15 protein-coding genes are annotated in these 19,830 nt (G+C 67.4%); 8 read left to right on the top strand and 7 right to left on the bottom strand.

Going from position 1 to position 19,830, the window contains the following annotated elements:
- Positions 1 to 11 precede the first annotated feature (11 nt).
- The 3 genes from ceoA to opcM are packed head-to-tail and all read left to right on the top strand — an operon-like array spanning position 12 to position 6,021.
- Positions 12 to 1,229, top strand: a complete 1,218-nt coding sequence (gene ceoA, locus FOZ70_RS31700; protein ID WP_219707524.1) for a multidrug efflux RND transporter periplasmic adaptor subunit CeoA — start codon at positions 12 to 14, stop codon at positions 1,227 to 1,229.
- 45 nt (positions 1,230 to 1,274) lie between these two features.
- Positions 1,275 to 4,475 carry a multidrug efflux RND transporter permease subunit CeoB gene (gene ceoB, locus FOZ70_RS31695; protein ID WP_021156403.1) on the top strand — a complete coding sequence of 1,067 codons (3,201 nt, stop codon included), beginning with the start codon at positions 1,275 to 1,277 and terminating at the stop codon, positions 4,473 to 4,475.
- A gap of 10 nt (positions 4,476 to 4,485) precedes the next feature.
- On the top strand, positions 4,486 to 6,021 hold the full coding sequence (gene opcM, locus FOZ70_RS31690; RefSeq protein ID WP_021156402.1) for a multidrug efflux transporter outer membrane subunit OpcM: 1,536 nt from the start codon (positions 4,486 to 4,488) through the stop codon (positions 6,019 to 6,021).
- Positions 6,022 to 6,210: 189 nt separating this feature from the next.
- Here opcM and FOZ70_RS31685 read toward each other — a convergent pair whose 3' ends face one another.
- Positions 6,211 to 7,725: a PLP-dependent aminotransferase family protein gene (locus FOZ70_RS31685; protein ID WP_059857198.1), complete on the bottom strand. Its 1,515-nt coding sequence runs from the start codon at positions 7,723 to 7,725 to the stop codon at positions 6,211 to 6,213.
- 138 nt (positions 7,726 to 7,863) lie between these two features.
- Between FOZ70_RS31685 and FOZ70_RS31680 the strand changes: the two genes are divergently transcribed.
- Positions 7,864 to 8,601, top strand: a complete 738-nt coding sequence (locus FOZ70_RS31680) for an NAD(P)-dependent oxidoreductase (protein WP_219707523.1) — start codon at positions 7,864 to 7,866, stop codon at positions 8,599 to 8,601.
- The gene (locus FOZ70_RS31675; protein WP_081070371.1) at positions 8,598 to 9,134 is read left to right on the top strand and encodes a cupin domain-containing protein; all 537 of its coding nucleotides are present in this window, start codon (positions 8,598 to 8,600) and stop codon (positions 9,132 to 9,134) included. The genes FOZ70_RS31680 and FOZ70_RS31675 overlap by 4 nt, the downstream gene beginning before the upstream one ends.
- Before the next feature lie 159 nt (positions 9,135 to 9,293).
- Here FOZ70_RS31675 and FOZ70_RS31670 read toward each other — a convergent pair whose 3' ends face one another.
- Complete coding sequence (locus FOZ70_RS31670; protein WP_219707522.1) at positions 9,294 to 10,184, bottom strand: LysR family transcriptional regulator; 891 nt, start codon at positions 10,182 to 10,184, stop codon at positions 9,294 to 9,296.
- A 98-nt stretch (positions 10,185 to 10,282) separates the two neighbouring features.
- On the opposite strand from FOZ70_RS31670, the gene FOZ70_RS31665 reads away from it, so the two are divergent.
- Positions 10,283 to 10,726 (top strand): PACE efflux transporter, encoded by a 444-nt coding sequence (locus FOZ70_RS31665; RefSeq protein ID WP_059621457.1) that lies wholly within the window; start codon positions 10,283 to 10,285, stop codon positions 10,724 to 10,726.
- A gap of 208 nt (positions 10,727 to 10,934) precedes the next feature.
- Here FOZ70_RS31665 and FOZ70_RS31660 read toward each other — a convergent pair whose 3' ends face one another.
- The 5 genes from FOZ70_RS31660 to FOZ70_RS31640 all read right to left on the bottom strand — a co-directional run bounded on the left by FOZ70_RS31660 (position 10,935) and on the right by FOZ70_RS31640 (position 17,132).
- Positions 10,935 to 11,786, bottom strand: a complete 852-nt coding sequence (locus FOZ70_RS31660; RefSeq protein WP_219707521.1) for an alpha/beta hydrolase — start codon at positions 11,784 to 11,786, stop codon at positions 10,935 to 10,937.
- Between the two features lie 279 nt (positions 11,787 to 12,065).
- On the bottom strand, positions 12,066 to 12,395 hold the full coding sequence (locus FOZ70_RS31655) for a DUF3579 domain-containing protein (protein WP_060224897.1): 330 nt from the start codon (positions 12,393 to 12,395) through the stop codon (positions 12,066 to 12,068).
- 22 nt (positions 12,396 to 12,417) lie between these two features.
- On the bottom strand, positions 12,418 to 13,779 hold the full coding sequence (locus FOZ70_RS31650) for a sigma-54 dependent transcriptional regulator (protein ID WP_021156393.1): 1,362 nt from the start codon (positions 13,777 to 13,779) through the stop codon (positions 12,418 to 12,420).
- Positions 13,769 to 15,652, bottom strand: a complete 1,884-nt coding sequence (locus FOZ70_RS31645; protein ID WP_219707520.1) for an ATP-binding protein — start codon at positions 15,650 to 15,652, stop codon at positions 13,769 to 13,771. The genes FOZ70_RS31650 and FOZ70_RS31645 overlap by 11 nt, the downstream gene beginning before the upstream one ends.
- 115 nt (positions 15,653 to 15,767) lie before the next feature.
- Positions 15,768 to 17,132 carry a 2-hydroxycarboxylate transporter family protein gene (locus FOZ70_RS31640; RefSeq protein WP_021156390.1) on the bottom strand — a complete coding sequence of 455 codons (1,365 nt, stop codon included), beginning with the start codon at positions 17,130 to 17,132 and terminating at the stop codon, positions 15,768 to 15,770.
- Positions 17,133 to 17,554: 422 nt separating this feature from the next.
- Between FOZ70_RS31640 and FOZ70_RS31635 the strand changes: the two genes are divergently transcribed.
- Together FOZ70_RS31635 and FOZ70_RS31630 are read left to right on the top strand one after the other, a co-directional pair.
- Positions 17,555 to 18,385, top strand: coding sequence for a MetQ/NlpA family ABC transporter substrate-binding protein (locus FOZ70_RS31635; RefSeq protein WP_060050939.1), 831 nt, complete (start codon positions 17,555 to 17,557; stop codon positions 18,383 to 18,385).
- An 11-nt stretch (positions 18,386 to 18,396) separates the two neighbouring features.
- Entirely contained in the window at positions 18,397 to 19,815 is a 1,419-nt protein-coding gene (locus FOZ70_RS31630; RefSeq protein ID WP_059863767.1) for an LLM class flavin-dependent oxidoreductase, read from the top strand.
- The last annotated feature ends 15 nt before the right edge of the window (positions 19,816 to 19,830 follow it).

Genomic DNA, 19,830 nt, shown 5'->3' with positions numbered 1-19,830 from the left:
TGGAGATCCACATGGCCATCCTACGCACCTCCCGTTCCCGAATCGCGACAGCGGCGATCGTGACGCTTGCCGTCGTCGGCCTCGGAACGTTCGGCGCGATGCGCGTGAACGCGAACGCGCCCGAGAAAGCGGCTGCACCGCTGCCCGAAGTCGACGTCGCGACCGTCGTACCGCAGACCGTCACCGACTGGCAGAGTTATTCGGGTCGTCTCGAGGCGGTCGAGAAAGTCGACATGCGCCCGCAGGTGTCGGGCACGATCGTCGCGGTGAACTTCAAGGACGGCGCGCTCGTGAAGAAGGGCGACGTGCTGTTCGTGATCGACCCGCGCCCGTACCAGGCCGAAACCGATCGCGCGGCCGCGCAACTCGCGGCCGCGCAAGCGCGCAACGGTTACGCGCAGACCGACTGGCAGCGCGCACAGCGGCTGATCGGCGACAACGCGATCGCGAAGCGCGACTACGACGAGAAGCAGAACGCGGCGCGCGAAGCGGCCGCGAACCTGAAGGCCGCCGAAGCCGCGCTCGAAACGGCGCGCATCAACCTCGGCTATACGCGGATCACCGCGCCGGTGTCGGGCCGCGTGTCGCGTGCGGAAATCACGCTCGGCAACGTCGTGTCGGCCGGTGCGTCGGCCGCGCCGCTCACCACGCTGGTGTCGGTGTCGCCGATCTACGCATCGTTCGACGCAGACGAACAGACCTACCTGCAATACATCAACGGCGCGCGCAACGGCCGCAAGGTGCCGGTCGAGCTCGGCCTCGCGAACGAAACCGGCTACTCGCGCAGCGGCGAGATCGACTCGGTCGACAACCGGCTCGACACGTCGTCGGGCACGATCCGCGTGCGTGCGCGCTTCGACAATGCGGACGGTGCGCTCGTCCCGGGCCTGTACGCACGCGTGAAGGTGGGCGGCAGCGCGCCGCACGAGGCGCTGCTCGTCGACGACGCGGCGATCAACACCGACCAGGACAAGAAGTTCGTGTTCGTCGTCGACCAGCAGGGCCGCGTGTCGTACCGGGAAGTGCAGCAGGGGCTGCAGCACGGCAACCGGCGCGTGATCGTGAGCGGCCTCGCGGCAGGCGATCGCGTGGTCGTGAACGGCACGCAGCGCGTGCGCCCCGGCGAACAGGTGAAGCCGCACATGGTCCCGATGACGGGCGGTGACGCGCCGTCCGCGCCGCTGGCGGACAACGCGAAGCCGGCCGCCCCGGCGAAGGCGGATTCGTAAGCGGTCCGCCGCTTCGCATCCGCGTTCAACCAGACAGAGCCACACATGAACATTTCAAAATTCTTTATCGACCGGCCGATCTTCGCAGGAGTCCTATCGGTGATCATCCTGCTCGGCGGGGTGATCGCGATGTTCCTGCTGCCGATCTCGGAATATCCGGAAGTCGTGCCGCCTTCCGTGATCGTGAAGGCGCAGTATCCGGGCGCGAACCCGAAAGTGATCGCCGAGACGGTCGCGTCGCCGCTTGAAGAACAGATCAACGGCGTCGAGGACATGCTCTACATGCAGTCGCAGGCGAACAGCGACGGCAACATGACGATCACCGTCACATTCAAGCTGGGCACCGATCCGGACAAGGCCACGCAGCTCGTGCAGAACCGCGTGAACCAGGCGCTGCCGCGCCTGCCGGAAGACGTGCAGCGGCTCGGCATCACGACGGTGAAGAGCTCGCCGACGCTGACGATGGTGGTCCACCTGATCTCGCCGGACAACCGCTACGACATGACCTACCTGCGCAACTACGCGCTGATCAACGTGAAGGATCGCCTGTCGCGGATCCAGGGCGTCGGCCAGGTGCAGCTGTGGGGTTCGGGCGACTACGCGATGCGCGTATGGCTCGATCCGCAGAAGGTCGCGCAGCGCGGGCTGTCGGCCGAGGACGTCGTGCAGGCGATCCGCGAGCAGAACGTTCAGGTCGCGGCCGGCGTGATCGGCGCGTCGCCGTCGCTGCCCGGCACGCCGCTGCAGCTGTCGGTGAACGCGCGCGGCCGTCTGCAGACGGAAGACGAGTTCGGCGACATCGTCGTGAAGACTACGCCGGACGGTGGCGTCACGCACCTGCGCGACATCGCGCGGATCGAGCTCGACGCATCCGAATACGGGCTGCGTTCGCTGCTCGACAACAAGCCTGCCGTCGCGATGGCGATCAACCAGTCGCCGGGCGCGAACTCGCTGCAGATCTCGGACGAAGTGCGCAAGACGATGGCCGAGCTGAAGCAGGACATGCCGGCGGGCGTCGACTACAAGATCGTCTATGACCCGACGCAGTTCGTGCGTTCGTCGATCAAGGCCGTCGTGCACACGCTGCTCGAAGCAATCGCGCTGGTCGTGATCGTCGTGATCGTGTTCCTGCAGACCTGGCGCGCGTCGCTGATTCCGCTGATCGCGGTGCCGGTGTCGATCATCGGCACGTTCTCGCTGCTGCTCGCATTCGGGTATTCGATCAATGCGCTGTCATTGTTCGGGATGGTGCTCGCGATCGGGATCGTGGTCGACGATGCGATCGTGGTGGTCGAGAACGTCGAGCGCAACATCGAAAGCGGGATGAACGCGCGGCAGGCGACCTACAAGGCGATGCAGGAAGTGAGCGGGCCGATCATCGCGATCGCGCTGACGCTCGTCGCCGTGTTCGTGCCGCTCGCGTTCATGTCGGGCCTGACCGGCCAGTTCTACAAGCAGTTCGCGATGACCATCGCGATCTCGACGGTGATCTCGGCGTTCAACTCGCTGACGCTGTCGCCGGCGCTGTCCGCGATCCTGCTGAAGGGGCATGGCGACAAGGAGGACTGGCTTACGCGCGTGATGAACCGCGTGCTCGGCGGCTTCTTCCGCGGCTTCAACAAGGTGTTCCATCGCGGCGCGGAGAACTACGGCCGCGGCGTGCGCGGCGTGCTGTCGCGCAAGACGCTGATGCTCGGCGTGTATCTCGTGCTGGTGGGTGCGACCGTGCTGGTGTCGAAGGTCGTGCCGGGCGGCTTCGTGCCCGCGCAGGACAAGGAATACCTGATCGCGTTCGCGCAGCTGCCGAACGGTGCGTCGCTCGACCGCACCGAGAAGGTGATCCGCGACATGGGCTCGATCGCGCTGAAGCAGCCGGGCGTCGAGAGCGCGGTCGCGTTCCCGGGGCTGTCGGTGAACGGCTTCACGAACAGCTCGAGCGCGGGCATCGTGTTCGTCACGCTGAAGCCGTTCTCGGAGCGGCATGGCAAGGCGCTGTCGGCGGGCGCGATCGCGGGTGCGCTGAACCAGCAGTACAGCGCGATGAAGGACTCGTTCGTCGCGGTGTTCCCGCCGCCGCCGGTGCTCGGCCTCGGCACGCTCGGCGGGTTCAAGATGCAGATCGAGGATCGCGGCGCGGTCGGCTATGCGCGGCTTGCGGATGCGACCAACGACTTCATCAAGCGCGCGCAGCAGGCGCCGGAACTCGGCCCGTTGTTCACGAGCTACCAGATCAACGTGCCGCAGCTCAACGTCGATCTCGACCGCGTGAAGGCGAAGCAGCTCGGCGTGCCGGTGACCGACGTGTTCAACACGATGCAGGTGTATCTCGGCTCGCTGTACGTGAACGACTTCAACCGCTTCGGGCGCGTGTACCAGGTGCGCGTGCAGGCCGATGCGCCGTTCCGCCAGCGTGCGGACGACATCCTGCAGTTGAAGACGCGCAACGACAAGGGCGAGATGGTGCCGCTGTCGTCGCTCGTCACGGTGACGCCGACGTTCGGCCCCGAAATGGTCGTGCGCTACAACGGCTACACGGCGGCCGACATCAACGGCGGCCCGGCACCGGGCTTCTCGTCGGGTCAGGCGCAGGCGGCGATCGAGCGCATCGCGCATGAAACGCTGCCGCGCGGCGTGCGGTTCGAGTGGACCGACCTCACGTACCAGCAGATCCTTGCCGGCGATTCGGCGATGTACGTGTTCCCGATCAGCGTGCTGCTCGTGTTCCTCGTGCTCGCCGCGCTGTATGAAAGCCTGACGCTGCCGCTCGCGGTGATCCTGATCGTGCCGATGAGCATTCTGTCGGCGCTGACGGGCGTGTGGCTCACGCAGGGCGACAACAACATCTTCACGCAGATCGGCTTGATGGTGCTGGTGGGGCTGTCGGCGAAGAACGCGATCCTGATCGTCGAATTCGCACGCGAGCTCGAACACGACGGCAGGACACCGCTCGAGGCCGCGATCGAGGCGAGCCGGCTGCGGCTGCGCCCGATTCTGATGACGTCGATCGCGTTCATCATGGGCGTCGTGCCGCTCGTCACGTCGACGGGGGCCGGTTCGGAAATGCGCCATGCGATGGGTGTCGCGGTGTTCTTCGGGATGCTCGGCGTGACGCTGTTCGGGCTGATGCTGACGCCGGTGTTCTACGTCGTGTTGCGTACGCTGGCAGGCGGCAAGATCCACGTCGCCGGCAAGGACTCGGCCGGCTACGGCGTGCCGGCCCAGGGCGTACCGGCTTCGGATGCTTGAGGATAAAAAGATGGACAACATGCACAACACGAACGGCCTGATGCGCTTCGCGAAGGTGGCGGCCGCGAGCACCCTGCTCGCGACGCTGCTCGCCGCGTGCGCGGTGGGCCCCGACTACAAGCGCCCGGACGCGGCGGTGCCCGCCGCGTTCAAGGAAGCGCCGACGCTCGCCGCCGGCGAGCAGGCCGGCACATGGAAGACGGCCGAGCCGGCGGACGGCGAACATCGCGGCGAATGGTGGAAGGTGTTCGGCGACCCGGTGCTCGACTCGCTCGAGACCCAGGCGCTCGCCGCGAACCAGAACCTGAAGGCCGCGGCGGCGCGGGTCGAGGAAGCACGTGCGGCGACGCGTTCCGCGCGCTCGCAATGGTTCCCGCAGGTCGGCGCCGGGTTCGGGCCGACGCGCGAAGGGCTGTCGTCGGCGTCGCAGTTCCAGCCGCAGGGCACGGGCCCGACCAACGCGACGCTGTGGCGCGCGCAGGGTACGGTGTCCTACGAAGCCGACCTGTTCGGCCGTGTCGGCCGCAACGTCGAGGCGTCGCGTGCCGACCAGGCGCAGAGCGAAGCGCTGTTCCGTTCGGTGCAGCTCGCGCTGCAGGCGGACGTCGCGCAGAACTATTTCGAACTGCGCCAGCTCGACTCCGACCAGGACCTGTACCGTCGCACGGTGGAGTTGCGCGAGCAGGCACTGAAGCTCGTGCAGCGCCGCTTCAACGAAGGCGACATCAGCGAGCTCGACGTGTCGCGCGCGAAGAACGAGCTGGCCAGCGCGCAGGCCGATGCGGTCGGCGTCGCGCGCCGGCGCGCGGCATCCGAGCATGCGCTCGCGATCCTGCTCGGCAAGGCGCCCGCGGACTTCGCGTTCAAGGAAACGCCGATCGTGCCGGTCGCGGTGAAGGTGCCGCCGGGCCTGCCGTCCGCGCTGCTCGAACGCCGTCCGGACGTGTCGGCGGCCGAGCGCGCGATGGCGGCGGCGAACGCGCGGATCGGCCTCGCGAAGTCGGCGTATTTCCCGAAGCTCGACATCACGGGGGCGTTCGGCTATGAGGCGTCGACGCTCGGCAACCTGTTCCTGTGGTCGAGCCGCACGTTCCTGCTCGGGCCGTTCGCGGGCACCGCGCTGACGCTGCCGCTGTTCGACGGCGGACGCCGTGCGGCCGGCGTGCAGCAGGCGCGCGCGCAGTACGACGAGCAGGTCGCGAACTACCGGCAGCAGGTGCTCGTCGCGTTCCGCGAGGTCGAGGACAATCTCGCCGACCTGCGCCTGCTCGACGACCAGATCCGCGCGCAGGATGCGGCCGTCAATGCGTCGCGGCGCGCGGCGACGTTGTCGCGCACGCAGTACCAGGAAGGTGAAGTCGCCTATCTCGACGTCATCGACAGCGAGCGCTCGGTGCTGCAGTCGCAACTGCAGGCGAACCAGCTCACCGGTGCGCAGGCCGTGTCGACCGTCAACCTGATCCGCGCGCTCGGCGGCGGATGGGGTGCGGCGCCGACGGCGGTCGGCGATGCGGCGTCCGTCAAGGCGGAAGTCGCTGCGCGATGAGCGCGAACGGCGAGTGGTTCGTCGCTCGCCGGCCGTGAAGCGAACAACCCCGGCACGCAGGCTCAGGCCCGCATGCCGGGGTTGTTCCATGGTTCATCGTCAATGGTCGTAGAGGAACGTCGGCGACCGGCCATTTCGTCAACCAGGTACGCGCATGCCGATCCTGGAGATGATGAGGGTTCCGAACAGTCAATGCGTCAGCACACGCGCAACAGCGATCACCCCCGACTGGATGGTGTCGCTGCCGACAGATGCAAAACCCAATACCAACCCTGCCGGCGCCGGACGGTCGATCGCGTAGAGCGAGAGCGGCCGTGTCTCGATGCCCTCGCGCGCCAGACGGCGTGCTACGTCGGCGTCGTCGACGCCGGCCGGCAAGAAAGCCGCCGCATCGAGTCCCGCGACGAGTTGCGGCACCTCCAGCAGTCCGGACAGATGCCGGGCGGCAGCCATCTTCAGTGCTTCGGCACGCTCGCCGTAGATCATGCGCATGCGCCGGATGTGCCGGCCAAAATGACCGTCCGCGATGAATTCATGCAGCACCGACTGCTGGTCGAGCGGCACATGCCGAGCCGTCAACGAAAACGCGGCCACGAACGGATCGACCAACCGGTCCGGCAAGATCGCATACGCGATACGCAGCGCCGGAAACATCAATTTGCTGAACGTGCCGCAGTAGATCACATGTCCATCGTGGTCGAGACTCTTCATCGCGGCCAGCGGATGGCCCTCGAAGCGAAATTCGCTGTCGTAGTCGTCTTCGATGATGACGGCGCCGCGATCCCGTGCCCATTCGAGCAGCGATAACCGCCTCTCCAGCGCGAGCGGCGGCCCCAGCGGCGCTTGCCGCCCGGCCGTGACATAGGCGAGGCGAGCGTCAGGGACGTGCCGCCGCGCCCAGTCCACGTCGACGCCGCCTGCATCGACAGGCACGCCGACAACCCGGGCGCCCGCGGCTTCGAGCACGATGCGCGCGCCGGGGTAGCCCGGATCTTCGATCCATGCGGTGTCGCCCGGATCGAGGAGCAGACGCGCGCCCAGGTCGATCGCCTGCTGGACGCTGCCGAGAACCACGACGTGATCCGCCGTGCACGTAATACCGCGCGACATTCCCACATACGCGGCGATCGCGTCGCGCAGCGGCCGATAACCTTGCGCGTCACCGTCGCCGAGCAGGTCGCGGCGCGTGCGGCGCACGCGCTTTGCCGCCAGTCGCGCCCACAGTTCAAACGGAAACGCATCGAGATCGGGTTGACTGGCACGAAAGGCCCGAGCCGGACTTCCACGGCCGGTCACCTGGAACGGGGTTTGCGCGAGCAGCCTGCCCCGGCTCGACAGTGCGATGCGATGCGCGAGCGCGGCACCATCCCGCTCTTGTGCGCTCGATCGCCCGTCCTGCTTTTTGACCGATACTCGATCGTTGCTGTCGATACGTCGGTCCGGCAGTTCGGGCGCGACGAAACTGCCTCGCCCTGTGGCTGCCGTCAAATATCCTTCGGCATCGAGCTGCGAGAACACGCTCAGTACCGTGCCGCGTGACAACGCAAATCGTGCCGCGAGATCGCGTGACGAAGGCAGGCGTGCGCCGGGCGGTAATCGGCCCGCCAGGATCGCCGAGCGCAGTTCGTCATACAGCCAGCGTTGCAGCGACGTACCGGGCGGTCGCGGCGCCAGTGCAAGTTCGATCTGCTCGGCTCGGCGCATCGTCAACCCTTCCCGAATTGGCTCAATCAATATCGCAATAATGGACCTTTTTCACGACCATTAACAGCCTTACCCTGTTCCTCGTCGCAAGAGCGCCATACCGTTGCAAGCGCTCGCCATCGCAGAGAGGAGAAAGAAATGACACACAGGGTTTTTGTGGCCGGAGCGAGCGGCGCCATTGGCACCGCGCTCGTACCGTTGCTGGTCGCCGCAGGCTATACGGTGTTCGGTAGCACCCGGCGCGCCGACCGGGTGAAAAAGCTCGAAGACGCCGGGGTCGCACCGGTTGTCGTCGATGTATTCGATGCGGCCGCGCTCCGCGACGCGCTGGCTCGTATCGCGCCGGACAGCGTGATTCATCAATTGACCGACCTGCCCGCTGCACTTGACCCCGCCCTCATGGCGCAGGCGGTGGCGGCGAACGCCCGCATTCGTGACGAGGGAACGCGGAACCTGGTTGCTGCAGCCATTTCTGCCGGCTGCAAGCGGATGATTGCGCAGAGCATTGCGTGGGCGTATCGGCCAGGCGTGACGCCCTATGACGAAAACTGCCCGCTCGACCTCGATGCGCAAGGCATGCGCAGGACAAGCGTACGTGGCGTTGCAGCGCTGGAGCGGCACGTGCTGACAACGGCGCCGCTGGTTGGCACGGTACTCAGGTACGGACAGATTTACGGGCCAGGCACAGGTGCCGATTCGCCGACGGGTTCGAGCCCGCTGCATGTCGATGCCGCCGCGTATGGAGCGTTGCTTGCGCTTCAACGAGGCACGGCAGGCGTATTCAACATCGCGCAGGACGACGCTGAGGTCAGCAGCGCCAAGGCGAAGCGTGAGCTGGGTTGGTCGCCGGACTTGCGATCGGCAACGCGCGCATGAACGCCCGTGCATGGTTGCTTGTCGCGCACCCGCCTCGCGTGGCCGGCAGGCCCGCGATGCTTGCCGCGCTGGCGGCGGCCGTGCTGACGCTCGGCCCCGCAGCGCCGCGTTCTGCCGTCGACTGGCTGACGGACATCTGCGGCAGCGGCGGCGATCGGCTGCTATCTGCTGCATCGCCGAATGCCAACGCCATGAACCGGCCTCCTTCCACCGTCAAGGTTCTGTCGTGCGAACCGCTGCCTAACGTCCCGGGCAAGTCGGTGACGACCGCCATCGTCGACTTTCCGCCACTCGGATTTACGCCCGCACATCGTCATCCGGGTTCGGTCGTGGCGGTCGTGCTGGAGGGGACCATCCGCTCTCAGCTGGAGGGTGGCGCGCCTGTCGACTATGCGAGTGGACAAACGTGGTTCGAGCCGCCGCGCGCGCTTCACCTGTTCGCCGAGAATCCCGATCCGACGCGCCCGGCAAGATTGCTTGCGACATTCGTTGCAGATACCGGTTGTGGGGCATTGGTGCTTCCGCCGGACTGAGACGTCCCGGCTGGACCGCACTACGAATGTCCGCTTCGAAGAATGTCGACGGACTGTCGTGGGTCGTCGCCGGCGCGCACAAGCGCATCGTTCGATGCACACCCGGCACCTGCCGACGGTGCAGTTGCGTCCGGCCACCGCCGTCACGTACGAAACTCCTTAACATTCGTCCGCTGTCACCCGCAGTGCCCGCACCAGCTCGCTCGCCGCCTTGCCGAGCCCCGTGTGTTTCGGCCGGCGCAGGTACACGGGCAGCGGCAGCCCGTTGCGGATGTTCGCGAACACGAGCGGCGCGAGTTCGCCGTCGGCCACATACCGGTCGATGATCGATTCCGGCAGGTTCGCCCAGCCATGCCCGGCCTTCACCAGCGCGATCGCGGTGGCCGTGTCGGTCACCTTCCACGTGCGGTTGCCGATCAGCGGCCGCACGTCGGTGAGCGGCCGTTCGGGATCGGCGATCACGATCTGGCGGAAGCCCGACAGCCGCTCGATCGCCCCGGGTTGCGCGCATTCGGCGATCGCCGGATGGCTCGGCGCGGCGACCGCGACGAGCGTCTCGGTCCACAGCGCGTGGATCTGTTCCTGCGGATGAAGATCGAGCCCGCCGTACGCGACACAGAGATCGATGGCGCCGCGATGCAGCGCGTCGACGGTCACGTCCTGCGGCGCCGTGACGATGCTGATCGCGAGCGCCGGATATTTCGCGGCCACGGCCGTCAGTGCACGGGCAACCGGCGCGCCGTCGATTTCGGCCGCGAGCCCGAGCCGCAACGTATCTTCGACGCCTTCCGACAAATGCTGCGCATGCGCGCGCAGCGCGTGCAGCCGCTCGGCGATCGAGCGCGCATCGGGCAGCAGCGCGGCCATCGCGGCGGTCGGCGTCGGTTCGCGCGTGCCGCGGTTGAACAGCACGAGGTCGAGTTCGGCCTCGAGGTTCGCGATCGCCATGCTGATCGCCGACGGCGTGCGGCCGAGCGCGCGCGCGGCCGCCGAGAACGAGCCCTGGTCGACGACGGTCAGCAGCATGTCGATGTGGTCGCTGGTCAGCATGCACCGCCTCCTGTCAGAAAAATTGAAAGGACCTGACTTTGGCGAGCGGGGGCCCGCTGATAGTCTCGCCACCTTGTTCGAGATGAAGGTGGATGGTCATGCAAGGGTGGAAAAGACGCATAGTCTACGTCGTGATGTTCGAGGTGCTCGGCATCCTGGTCGCATCGTCGGTGCTCGGCATGCTGAGCGGCGCGAGCGTGGCGGCGAGCGGGCTGCTGGGGGTGATGATCTCGACGACGGGCGTCACCGTCAATTTCCTGTACAACCTCGCGTTCGAGGCGTGGGAGCGCCGCAGCGCGGCGACGACGCGCACGGTCGGCCGCCGCGTGCTGCATGCGATCGGCTTCCAGGTCGCGCTCGTGACGTTCCTGATTCCGCTGATCGCGTGGTGGCTCGACGTGTCGCTGCTGCAGGCGTTCCTGTACGACGCGGTGCTGATCGTGTTCTTCCCGATCTTCACGTTCGCGTACAACTGGGCGTTCGACAGCGTGTTCGGGCTGCCGGATGCCGTGACGCGCAAAGCCGAGCCGGTTGTCTGGTGATAGATGGCGCGGCGGCGCGTGTGCATGCAGCCGCGATCGGCATGGGCGAGCATCGGGTGACGTACTGGCGCTTCGATGGCCGTACGTATCAGCCGGGCGACTCGTGGATTGAAACGGGCGCCGGCAGCAATGCCGACGGCAACGGCCCGGCTATCGCACAGGGCGGGACGTCGGTCGGGGTGACCTGCCGCTAGCCGCCCGACAGAACTTACGCGGCGACGAACTCGTGCACGTAACGATTGAACACGGCGGGGCTCGCGGCGTTCATCCCGTGCGATGCGCCGGCGACGGTCTGCCGTTGCGCATTGCCGATCCACTGCGTCAGCGTATCGACGTTGTGGCGGAACATCTTCGGGCTGCGCTGGCCGTCGATCAGCAGCGTGCGGCACGCAATGTCGCCAGCCGTGTGCTGCGAGTACGCCGGCAGCGGGTCGCGCAACTGCTTCGGCAGCGTGCTTGCGTTGTCGATCGCCATCGTGCGGAAACGCGACGTGCTTTTCTTCCACGCGCCGGGCAGGCTCACGGAATCGACGAACATCTCGAGGCCCGCTTCGACGTCGCCTTGCCCGATCAGGCTCACGGCCTTCGTGCGCAGTGCGATCGCGGCGGCCGGCAGCGCGGCTTCGCGCACGCCCGGCTGTTGCAGCGGGCCGCCCGGATCGGCGAGCGTCAGCGATTCGACGAGGTGCGGATGCCGGCGCGCGACGTTGAACGCGACGCTGCCGCCGCGCGAGTGGCCGACCAGATGCACGGGGCCGAGATCGAGCGCGTCGATGAACTCGGCGAGCTCGTCGACGTGGTTCTGCCAGCTGAACTCGTCCTGGATGCCCGCTTCGACGGCCGGCCAGTAATGGCTGAGGCTCGGCGCGATGCAGCGGTAGTGGGCCGACAGCGCAGCGAGTTGTGGATCCCAGTAGCGGTAGTCGCACAGCGAGCCGTGCACGAACACCATCGGCGCGCCGCTGCCCCGCTCGACATACGGCAGGCTGATGCCTGACGAAAGCGTCGCAAATTGCAGGTCGGGGTTCGCGAGCACGGACGGCTCGATTCGCATGTTCATGACTGAAAGACTCAAAGGTGCGTCAACACGACGCAACTATGCATCACGGCGACTTGCAAGGAAAACGCATAATTTTCATCGTCGCGATCAATTTTTTTGATGGCTCGGCTGGAAACCCTTGTCGGAAGGGGATGGGTGTCGATGCTTTCAATCGTCTAACGATTGACCGTGAAGCCGGACAGGCCCGGAAAGGCGTGTGCGACGGCCTGCGCACCTGTGCATCGCAACCGGGGAAACGGGGAAAAGGGAAGGACGCGCGCCGTGAACGCGGCCCGCGTTTCAGCGCACCGCCAGCGCGGGCGCCGTCTGAAGCTCGACGGGGAGGTCGTTGTCGGTCGCGAACTGCATCGCGAAGTCGAAAGCGTCCGCGCAGACGGTGCGCAATTCGTCCGACACGAACAGGCATTTGACGCCGCCGTCGACCACCGGCATCGCGAGCCGCGACAGCGCGCACGGATAGCCGGGCCGCCGCTCGCCGACGAACAGCGTGATGACGCCCGCGAGGCGCTCGGGCCAGTCGCTCGGGCGGAAGGTTTTCTGCGCGCGCGTGACGCCGCGGATCAGGTGGCCGGCGACGCGGCCCTGTTCGGTGACTTCGATGCGATCCATGCTCTGCGTGTCCTCGTTCGCGTCATTCGCCGCCATCGGCCGCCGCGTCGCCGCGCGCGGGAATCCGCAGGTTGCGCAGCTTGTGATAAAGCGTCTTCTTCGGCATGCCGAGCGCTTCGCTGGCCTCTGCGACGTTGCCGTTGTGACGCTGCAGCATGTCCTCGATCAGCATCCGCTCGAAATACGCGAGCTGCTCCGCGAGCGTGCCGCCCGCGGTCGGCGTGCCGCCGGACGACAGCAGGCTGTCGCCGGTCAGCCCGAGCACGAAGCGGTCGGCCACGTTCTGCAGTTCGCGCACGTTGCCGGGCCACGCGTGCGTCATCAGTTCGGACACCTGCGCAGCCGTGACGACCGGTGCCGGCTGCCCGAAGCGCCGTGCGGCCGCGAGCACGAAATGCTCGAACAGCAGCGGCACGTCTTCGCGCCGCTCGCGCAGCGGCGGCAGTTCGATCTGCGCGACGTTGAGGCGATACAAAAGGTCGGCGCGGAAGCGGCCGTCGGCCGCCAGTTCGGCAAGATCCGCCTTCGACGCGGCGACCACGCGGCAGTCCACCGGAATCAGCTCGTTCGCGCCGAGCCGCTCGACCACACGCTCCTGCAGCACGCGCAGCATCTTGACCTGCAGCGGAACCGGCATCGTCTCGATCTCGTCGAGGAACAGCGTGCCGCCGTCCGCCCATTCGATCTTGCCGATGCGCTTCTTGATCGCACCCGTGAACGCGCCGGCCTCGTGGCCGAACAGCTCGCTTTCGAACACCTGCTCGGGCAGGCCGCCGCAGTTCAGCGCGACGAAATGCGCGTCGCGCCGGCCGCCGAAGTCGTGCAGGCTGCGCGCGATCAGTTCCTTGCCGGTGCCCGTTTCGCCGGTGATCAGCACCGACACCGACGTATCGGCGAGACGCAGGATCTTCTTGCGCACGTCGGCCATCGCGGGCGACTTGCCGAGCACGAACGCCTCGATGCCCTGCCAGTTGTTCAGCGCCGCGCGCAGGCCCTGCACCTCGAGCGTCAGGCGGCGCTTCTCGACCGCGCGCGCGACGCGCCCCGCGATCACGTCCGACGAGAACGGTTTCTCGATGAAGTCGTACGCGCCGACCTGCATCGCGCCGACGGCCGTCGAGATATCGGCGTGGCCGCTGATCAGCACGACCGGGATCTGCGCGTCGATGGCCATCACGCGATCGAGCAGCTGCAGCCCGTCGATGCCCGGCATCCGCACGTCCGACACGATCACGACCGGCGCGCCGGGCGCGACGTGATGAAGCGCGTCGGCGGCCGACGCGAAGGCCTCGACCGCGAAGCCCGCAAGCGCCACCGCCTGCTCGACGCCGATCCGGACGTTTTCATCGTCCTCGACGACCAGCACCCGAATCTCATCTTCCATGCTCTGTCCTTTGCAGCGTTGCCGCCGCGAATTCGATACTGAACTGCGCGCCGCCTTCGTCGCGGTTCGTCGCGGCGATTCTCGCGCCGAACGCCTCGACGATGCGCGACGTGATCGCGAGGCCGAGCCCGAGGCCCTGGCCGCGCGGCTTGGTCGTGACGAACGGCTCGAACAGGTGCGGCAGCACCTCGGGCGCGATGCCCGCGCCGCTGTCGGCGACCGTGAAGCGCACGCGGCCCGCTTCATCCGGCCCGGTGGCCTCGATGACGATGCGGCGCACGGGCGCGTCGCGCACCGCGTCGAGCGCGTTGCCGAGCAGGTTCACGATCACCTGCTGCAACTGGCTCGATTCGGCGGATACGGCGGTGCCGGGCGCGATGCGCACGTCGAGTTGCACGCCTTCGTCGCGGATCCGCGCATCGTAGATGAGCCGCGCATGCGCGACGGCCTCGTTCAGCGAGACCGCGACGCGTTCGACGTCGGGCTTGCGCGCGAAGGTCTTCAGCTCGCCGGTGAGCACGGCCATGCTGTCGACGAGCTTGCCGATCCGTTCGAGATTGGCGAGCGCCGGCGCCGGCTGGCCGCGCTCGAAGAACGTGCGCGCGTTGTCGCACAGCGTGCGGATCGCGACGAGCGGCTGGTTCAGCTCGTGCGTGAGGCCAGCGGCCATCTGCCCGAGCACCGCGAGCTTGCCCGCGTGCACGACTTCCTGCTGCGACGCGCGCAGCCGCTGCTCGGTGCGCTCGCGCTCGACGATCTCGCGCTGCATCCGGTCGTTCGCGGCCGTCAGCGCGGCCGTGCGCTGCGCGACGGTCAGCTCGAGCCGGTCGTTCGCGCGCCGCAGCGCGTCCTGCGCGTTCAGCCGCGCGACGATCGCGCGGCGGCGCTGGATCGCGTAACCGGCCAGCAGCGCGGCGATCAGGAACGCGCCGGTGACGAACACGAAGGCCGTCTGCTGCTGGCGCCGCGCGCCCGCGATGTCGAGCAGCACCATCAGCGAATCGCCGGCCTGCGGCGCGGGGCGCGACATCACGAGATAGCGTGTGGTGCGGCCGGCGTGGCGCGGATCGGGGAAGGTGCCGAACCATGCGGCCGCGCTGCGGTCGCCGATGCGGCGGTACGGCAGCGCGTCGACGGTGCGGCCCGCGTACTGTCGCGACGCCTGGATGTCGCGCTGCTGCTGCGCGGTGATCGGGCGCAGCGCGGTGAATTTCCATGCCGGCTCGGTCGAGATCACGACCACGCCGTTGCCGTCGACGACCATCGCGGCGACGCCCGGCGCGCGCCACGCCGATTCGAGCGGATCGACGCTGATCTTCACGGCGGCGACGCCGATCGGCACGCCGTCGTCGCGCACCGCGCTCGCGAAGTAGACGCCCGGCACGCCGGTGTTGGTGCCGATGCCGAAGAAGCGGCCGCTGCCGCGCGCGAGCGCGTCCTTGAAATACGGCCGGTACGACACGTTGGTGCCGACGAAGCTGAGCGTCTCGTTCCAGTTGCTGGCGGCGATCACGTCGCCCTGCAGGTCGATCACGTCGACCGCGCCGCTGCCCGCGTCGCGGTTCACGGCTTCGAGGTAGGTGTTCACCGTGTGCACGAGCTCGGGCGCTTCGTGCGGCGCGGCTTTCAGCATCGCGCGCACGCGGTCCTGCCGCGCGACCAGGCCGGGCAGGATCTCGAAGCGGCCGAGTTCGCTCTTCAGGCTCGACGCATAGAGGTCGAGCCGGTGCGCGCCGGTTTCCTCGAGCGCGTCGATCGCGCGTTCCCACGCGAAATCGACGGCCGCGGCCGCCACGCACACGTATAGCACGCCGGCCGATGCCCAGCCCCACCACGGGATTCCCTTGAAGCTTTTCTGCACGTTCGCCCTCATCGAAGCCCGCAACCGGCCGCCCGGAGCGACGCCCCGAACGACGCGCGCCGCGCGCCGGCAAGGCCGGCGGCGGCGCGTGCGAAGCGGCCTGCGCGACGGAGCGCGCGGCGGCGCGTCATCCGAAGTGTGCGATCAGGATCAGCGTGACCGTGACGACGATCGCACCGCCGATGCGGGTCGCGATCTGCGCGAACGGCATCAGCTGCATCCGGTTCGCGGCAGTGAGGATCGCGACGTCGCCGGTGCCGCCTTGCCCGCTGTGGCAGGCGTTCACGATTGCGGTGTCGATAGGGTACATCTTCATCAGGCGGCCGACCACGAAACCGGTGCCCATCAGCGTCGCGACGGTCGACACGATCGTGACCACGTTGACGATCGTGAACGCGGCGGTCAGCTTGTCCCACGGCGTCATCGCGACGCCGATCGCGAACAGCAGCGGGTACGTGACGGCGGTCGAGAAGAACTTGTAGACGACGAACGCGCCTTCCTGCAGCGGCGGCGACACCGCGCGCGCGAGCTTCACGAGCACCGCGAGGAACAGCATCGCGACCGGCGCGGGCAGGCCGAACAGCTTGTGCGCCATCAGGCCGACCAGGTACAGCGTGATCGCCGTGATGCCGGCGCCCGCGATGTGCGAGACGTCGACATGGCCGCGGATTTCCTCGTTCTCGGGCGTCATGTCGCCCGATTCGCCGACCTGCAGGCGGCCGTTGCCGGTCAGGTGCGGGAAGCGCTTGCCGAGCATGTCGAGCGCGCCCGACAGGATGATCGCGGTCAGGCTGCCGAGCATCACCGGCGGCAGCACCATCGCGAACATCTCGCCTTGCGGCAGGTGCATCAGTTCCGAATAGCCGATCGACAGCGGAATCGCGCCTTCGCCGACGCCGCCCGCCATGATCGGCACGACGATGTACAGCAGCGTGTGGCGCGCGCCGAGGCCGAGCGCGGTACCCACCGCCGTGCCGACGATCGCGGCCGCGACCGAGCCGGCCGCGAGCGGGATGAAGATCTTCACGAAGCCCTGGATCAGCACGCGCCGGTCCATGCTCAGGATGCTGCCGACGATGATCGACGCGATGAACAGGTACAGGAAGTTGGTCGACTTCGTGAACTCGACCGTCAGGTTCAGCACCGGCTTCGGCAGCACGTGGTAGTACGTGAGCGCCGACGGCACGAAGGTCGCGAAGATCGCGGCCGCGCCGATGTTGCGCAGGAGCGGCAGGCGCTTGCCCAGTTCCGCGCAGGTGAAGCCGAAGAACGCGAGCACCGCGATCGCCATCGAGATCTCGCCGGGCACCTTGCCGGTGACCGAGAAGCCGACGATCAGCGCAAGCAGGATGAAGTAGACGGGCAGCGGGATGATGCCGATGCGGATTTCCATCAACTTCCACCAGCCTTCCGGCCAGAAGCGCTCGCGCGGGGCGGCGACGGCGTTGGAAACCGGCTCCGGATGGGACGGGGTATGGATAGAGGTCTGCAAGACGTGTCTCCTGATGTTGGAATGCCTGCATCGCTTCGCGGCATCGTGTGCCGTCTATTACGCAACCCCCATGCCAGCAATGCGGCCTGCCGGAATATTTTTAATGCATTGATTCATAAGGGATTTATTTCGTCTGCGGAAATGGCGGCACGGCCGGCTGGCCGAGATTTCGGAATTCGCCCGGCGTCCAGGCCGAGATTTCGGCCGGGCGCCCGGTCGGGCCGCCGATCCTGCGTGGCCGCCGGCCATATCGCCGCGCGCGATTTTCTTCGCACAATCGCTTCGTAGACCGTCCCCGCTCCGCTCTCTATCATCGGCTGATCCTTTTCCGACGTGCTTGACCCTTGTCCGGAGAACGCCCATGCGTTCGCCGCGGCGTCGCTCATCCGTCGATACCGTCTTTGGACAGGAGAGTGGTTCCCATGCTGCATGCCGTTTTTTCCGCCCGTCTTTCCGCCGGCCGCGTCGCGCGCCTGCTGGCCGCCGCCCTGCTCGGCGTCGCACTGCTCAATGGTGCGCGGGCCGACACCGCGCCGCTGAAGGTCGGCATTTCGACGAGCCCGCAGATCGAGGCGCTGAAGGTGGCCGCCAAGGAGGCGAAGGCGCAGGGGCTCGACGTGAGGATCGTCGAATTCACCGACTGGAATACGCCGAACGCGGCGCTCGCGAACAAGGACATCGACGTCAACTACTTCCAGCACATCCCGTTCCTCGAGAACGCGAACAAGCAGGGCGGCTACAACTTCGTGTCGATCGCGCCCGGCACGATCATGAAGATCGGCCTCTATTCGAAGAAGGTAAAAAGCTTCAGCGAGCTGAAGGACGGCGCGAAGGTCGCGATCGCGAACGATCCCGTGAACGGCGGGCGCGGGTTGCTGCTGCTGCAGCGCGCGGGGCTCATCAAGCTGAAGCCGGGTGCCGACTACCGCGCGACGACGCACGACATCGTGGCGAACCCGAAGCACCTGAAGATCATCCCGCTCGAGGCATCGCAACTCGCGCGTTCGCTCGACGACGTCGATCTCGCGCAGGGCTACCCGAGCTTCATCAAGCTCGCCGGCACGACCGACCCGAACAGCGCGCTGCTGTTCGACGGCACCGAGAACAAGATCTTCGCGATCCAGTGGGTCGTGCGGCCGGACAGCGTGAACGACCCGCGCATCCGCAAGTTCATCGCGATCTACCAGCAATCGCCGGCCGTGCGCCGTGCGCTCGACAACGCGTTCGGCTCGCTGTACGCGATCGCGTGGTGACGGAGGCAGGCATGACGACGGCGAACCGCAAGAAGATCCTGCTCAACGCGTTCAACATGAACTGCGTCGGGCACATCAACCATGGGCTGTGGACGCATCCGCGCGACCGCTCCGCGCACTACACCGATCTCGACTACTGGGCCGACCTCGCGAAAACGCTCGAACGCGGCAAGTTCGACGGGATCTTCCTCGCGGACATCGTCGGCGTGTACGACGTGTTCGGCGGCGGCCCCGATGCCGCGCTGCGCGAATCGGTGCAGGTGCCCGTCAACGATCCGCTGCTGCTGGTGCCCGCGATGGCGCAGGTGACGCGGCATCTCGGCTTCGGCGTGACCGCGAACCTGACCTACGAGCCGCCGTACCTGTTCGCGCGCCGCATGTCGACGCTCGATCACCTGACGAAAGGGCGCGTGGGCTGGAACATCGTCACCGGTTATCTCGACAGCGCCGCACGCGGGATGGGCCTCGCGCAGCAGATCGGTCACGACGACCGCTACGAGCGCGCGGACGACTACATGGACGTCGTCTACAAGCTGTGGGAGCAGAGCTGGGACGACGACGCGGTGATCCGCGATGCGCAGGCGCGCGTGTTCGCGCAGCCGGGCAAGGTGCGGCGCGTGAAGCACGACGGGCCGTTCTATTCGATCGATGCGATCCACCTGAGCGAGCCGTCGCTGCAGCGCACGCCGGTGCTGTACCAGGCCGGTTCGTCCGCGCGCGGCGTCGAGTTCGCGGGCCGCCACGCCGAATGCGTGTTCGTGAACGGGCAGAGCAAGGCCGCCGCGCGTGCGGCGGCGCTCGACATCCGTGCGGCTGCCGCGCGGCAGGGGCGCGACCCGGCGTCGATCAGGATCTTTGCCGGCGTGAGCGTCGTGACGGCCGAGACCGAATTGCTCGCGCGCGAGAAATTCGACGAATACCGGCGCTATGCGAGCCCCGAAGCGGGCCTCGCGCATTTCGCGAGCTCGACCGGCATCGACTTCGCGAAGTACGGCCTCGACGAACCGATCTCGTATGTGAAGACCGACTCGATCCAGTCGGCCGTCGACGCGATCTCGAAGAAGAGCACGACCGGCACGTGGACCGTGCGGCGGATGCTCGAACAGATGTCGCTCGGCGGCCGGTATGCGCCGATCGTCGGCTCGCCGTCGCAGGTCGCGGACGAGCTGCAGTCGTGGATCGACGAGACGGGCATCGACGGTTTCAACCTGACGCGCACCGTGATGCCCGAGTCGTTCGAGGATTTCGTCGACTGGGTTGTGCCCGAGCTGCAGAACCGCGGCGTCTACAAGGAAGACTACGATCCTGCGCCGACGCTGCGCGAGAAACTGTTCGGCGCGGGCCCGCGCCTGCCCGCGTGGCACACGGGCGCGCAGCACCGGCCGGCTGCCGTGCCGGCAACCGAGCCCGCGCATCCCGCGCATGCCTGAACGTGACGGAGCGAA

Origin of the sequence: Burkholderia sp. COPS (genome assembly GCF_019425585.1) — a bacterium.
GTDB lineage: Bacteria > Pseudomonadota > Gammaproteobacteria > Burkholderiales > Burkholderiaceae > Burkholderia > Burkholderia cepacia.
The sequence above is the reverse complement of the archived record's forward strand: the minus strand, read 5'-3'. Positions and strand labels throughout refer to the sequence as shown.

Bases quoted from the DNA above. Each gene is read 5' to 3' on its own strand.
- FOZ70_RS31675 (WP_081070371.1), top strand. From the start codon at position 8,598: ATGAACGCCCGTGCATGGTTGCTTGTCGCGCACCCGCCTCGCGTGGCC.
- FOZ70_RS31645 (WP_219707520.1), bottom strand. From the start codon at position 15,652: ATGAGGGCGAACGTGCAGAAAAGCTTCAAGGGAATCCCGTGGTGGGGC.
- FOZ70_RS31680 (WP_219707523.1), top strand. From the start codon at position 7,864: ATGACACACAGGGTTTTTGTGGCCGGAGCGAGCGGCGCCATTGGCACC.
- FOZ70_RS31630 (WP_059863767.1), top strand. From the start codon at position 18,397: ATGACGACGGCGAACCGCAAGAAGATCCTGCTCAACGCGTTCAACATG.
- FOZ70_RS31655 (WP_060224897.1), bottom strand. From the start codon at position 12,395: ATGGATCGCATCGAAGTCACCGAACAGGGCCGCGTCGCCGGCCACCTG.
- FOZ70_RS31665 (WP_059621457.1), top strand. From the start codon at position 10,283: ATGCAAGGGTGGAAAAGACGCATAGTCTACGTCGTGATGTTCGAGGTG.
- FOZ70_RS31660 (WP_219707521.1), bottom strand. From the start codon at position 11,786: ATGAACATGCGAATCGAGCCGTCCGTGCTCGCGAACCCCGACCTGCAA.
- FOZ70_RS31650 (WP_021156393.1), bottom strand. From the start codon at position 13,779: ATGGAAGATGAGATTCGGGTGCTGGTCGTCGAGGACGATGAAAACGTC.
- opcM (WP_021156402.1), top strand. From the start codon at position 4,486: ATGGACAACATGCACAACACGAACGGCCTGATGCGCTTCGCGAAGGTG.
- ceoB (WP_021156403.1), top strand. From the start codon at position 1,275: ATGAACATTTCAAAATTCTTTATCGACCGGCCGATCTTCGCAGGAGTC.
- ceoA (WP_219707524.1), top strand. From the start codon at position 12: ATGGCCATCCTACGCACCTCCCGTTCCCGAATCGCGACAGCGGCGATC.
- FOZ70_RS31685 (WP_059857198.1), bottom strand. From the start codon at position 7,725: ATGCGCCGAGCCGAGCAGATCGAACTTGCACTGGCGCCGCGACCGCCC.
- FOZ70_RS31635 (WP_060050939.1), top strand. From the start codon at position 17,555: ATGCTGCATGCCGTTTTTTCCGCCCGTCTTTCCGCCGGCCGCGTCGCG.
- FOZ70_RS31670 (WP_219707522.1), bottom strand. From the start codon at position 10,184: ATGCTGACCAGCGACCACATCGACATGCTGCTGACCGTCGTCGACCAG.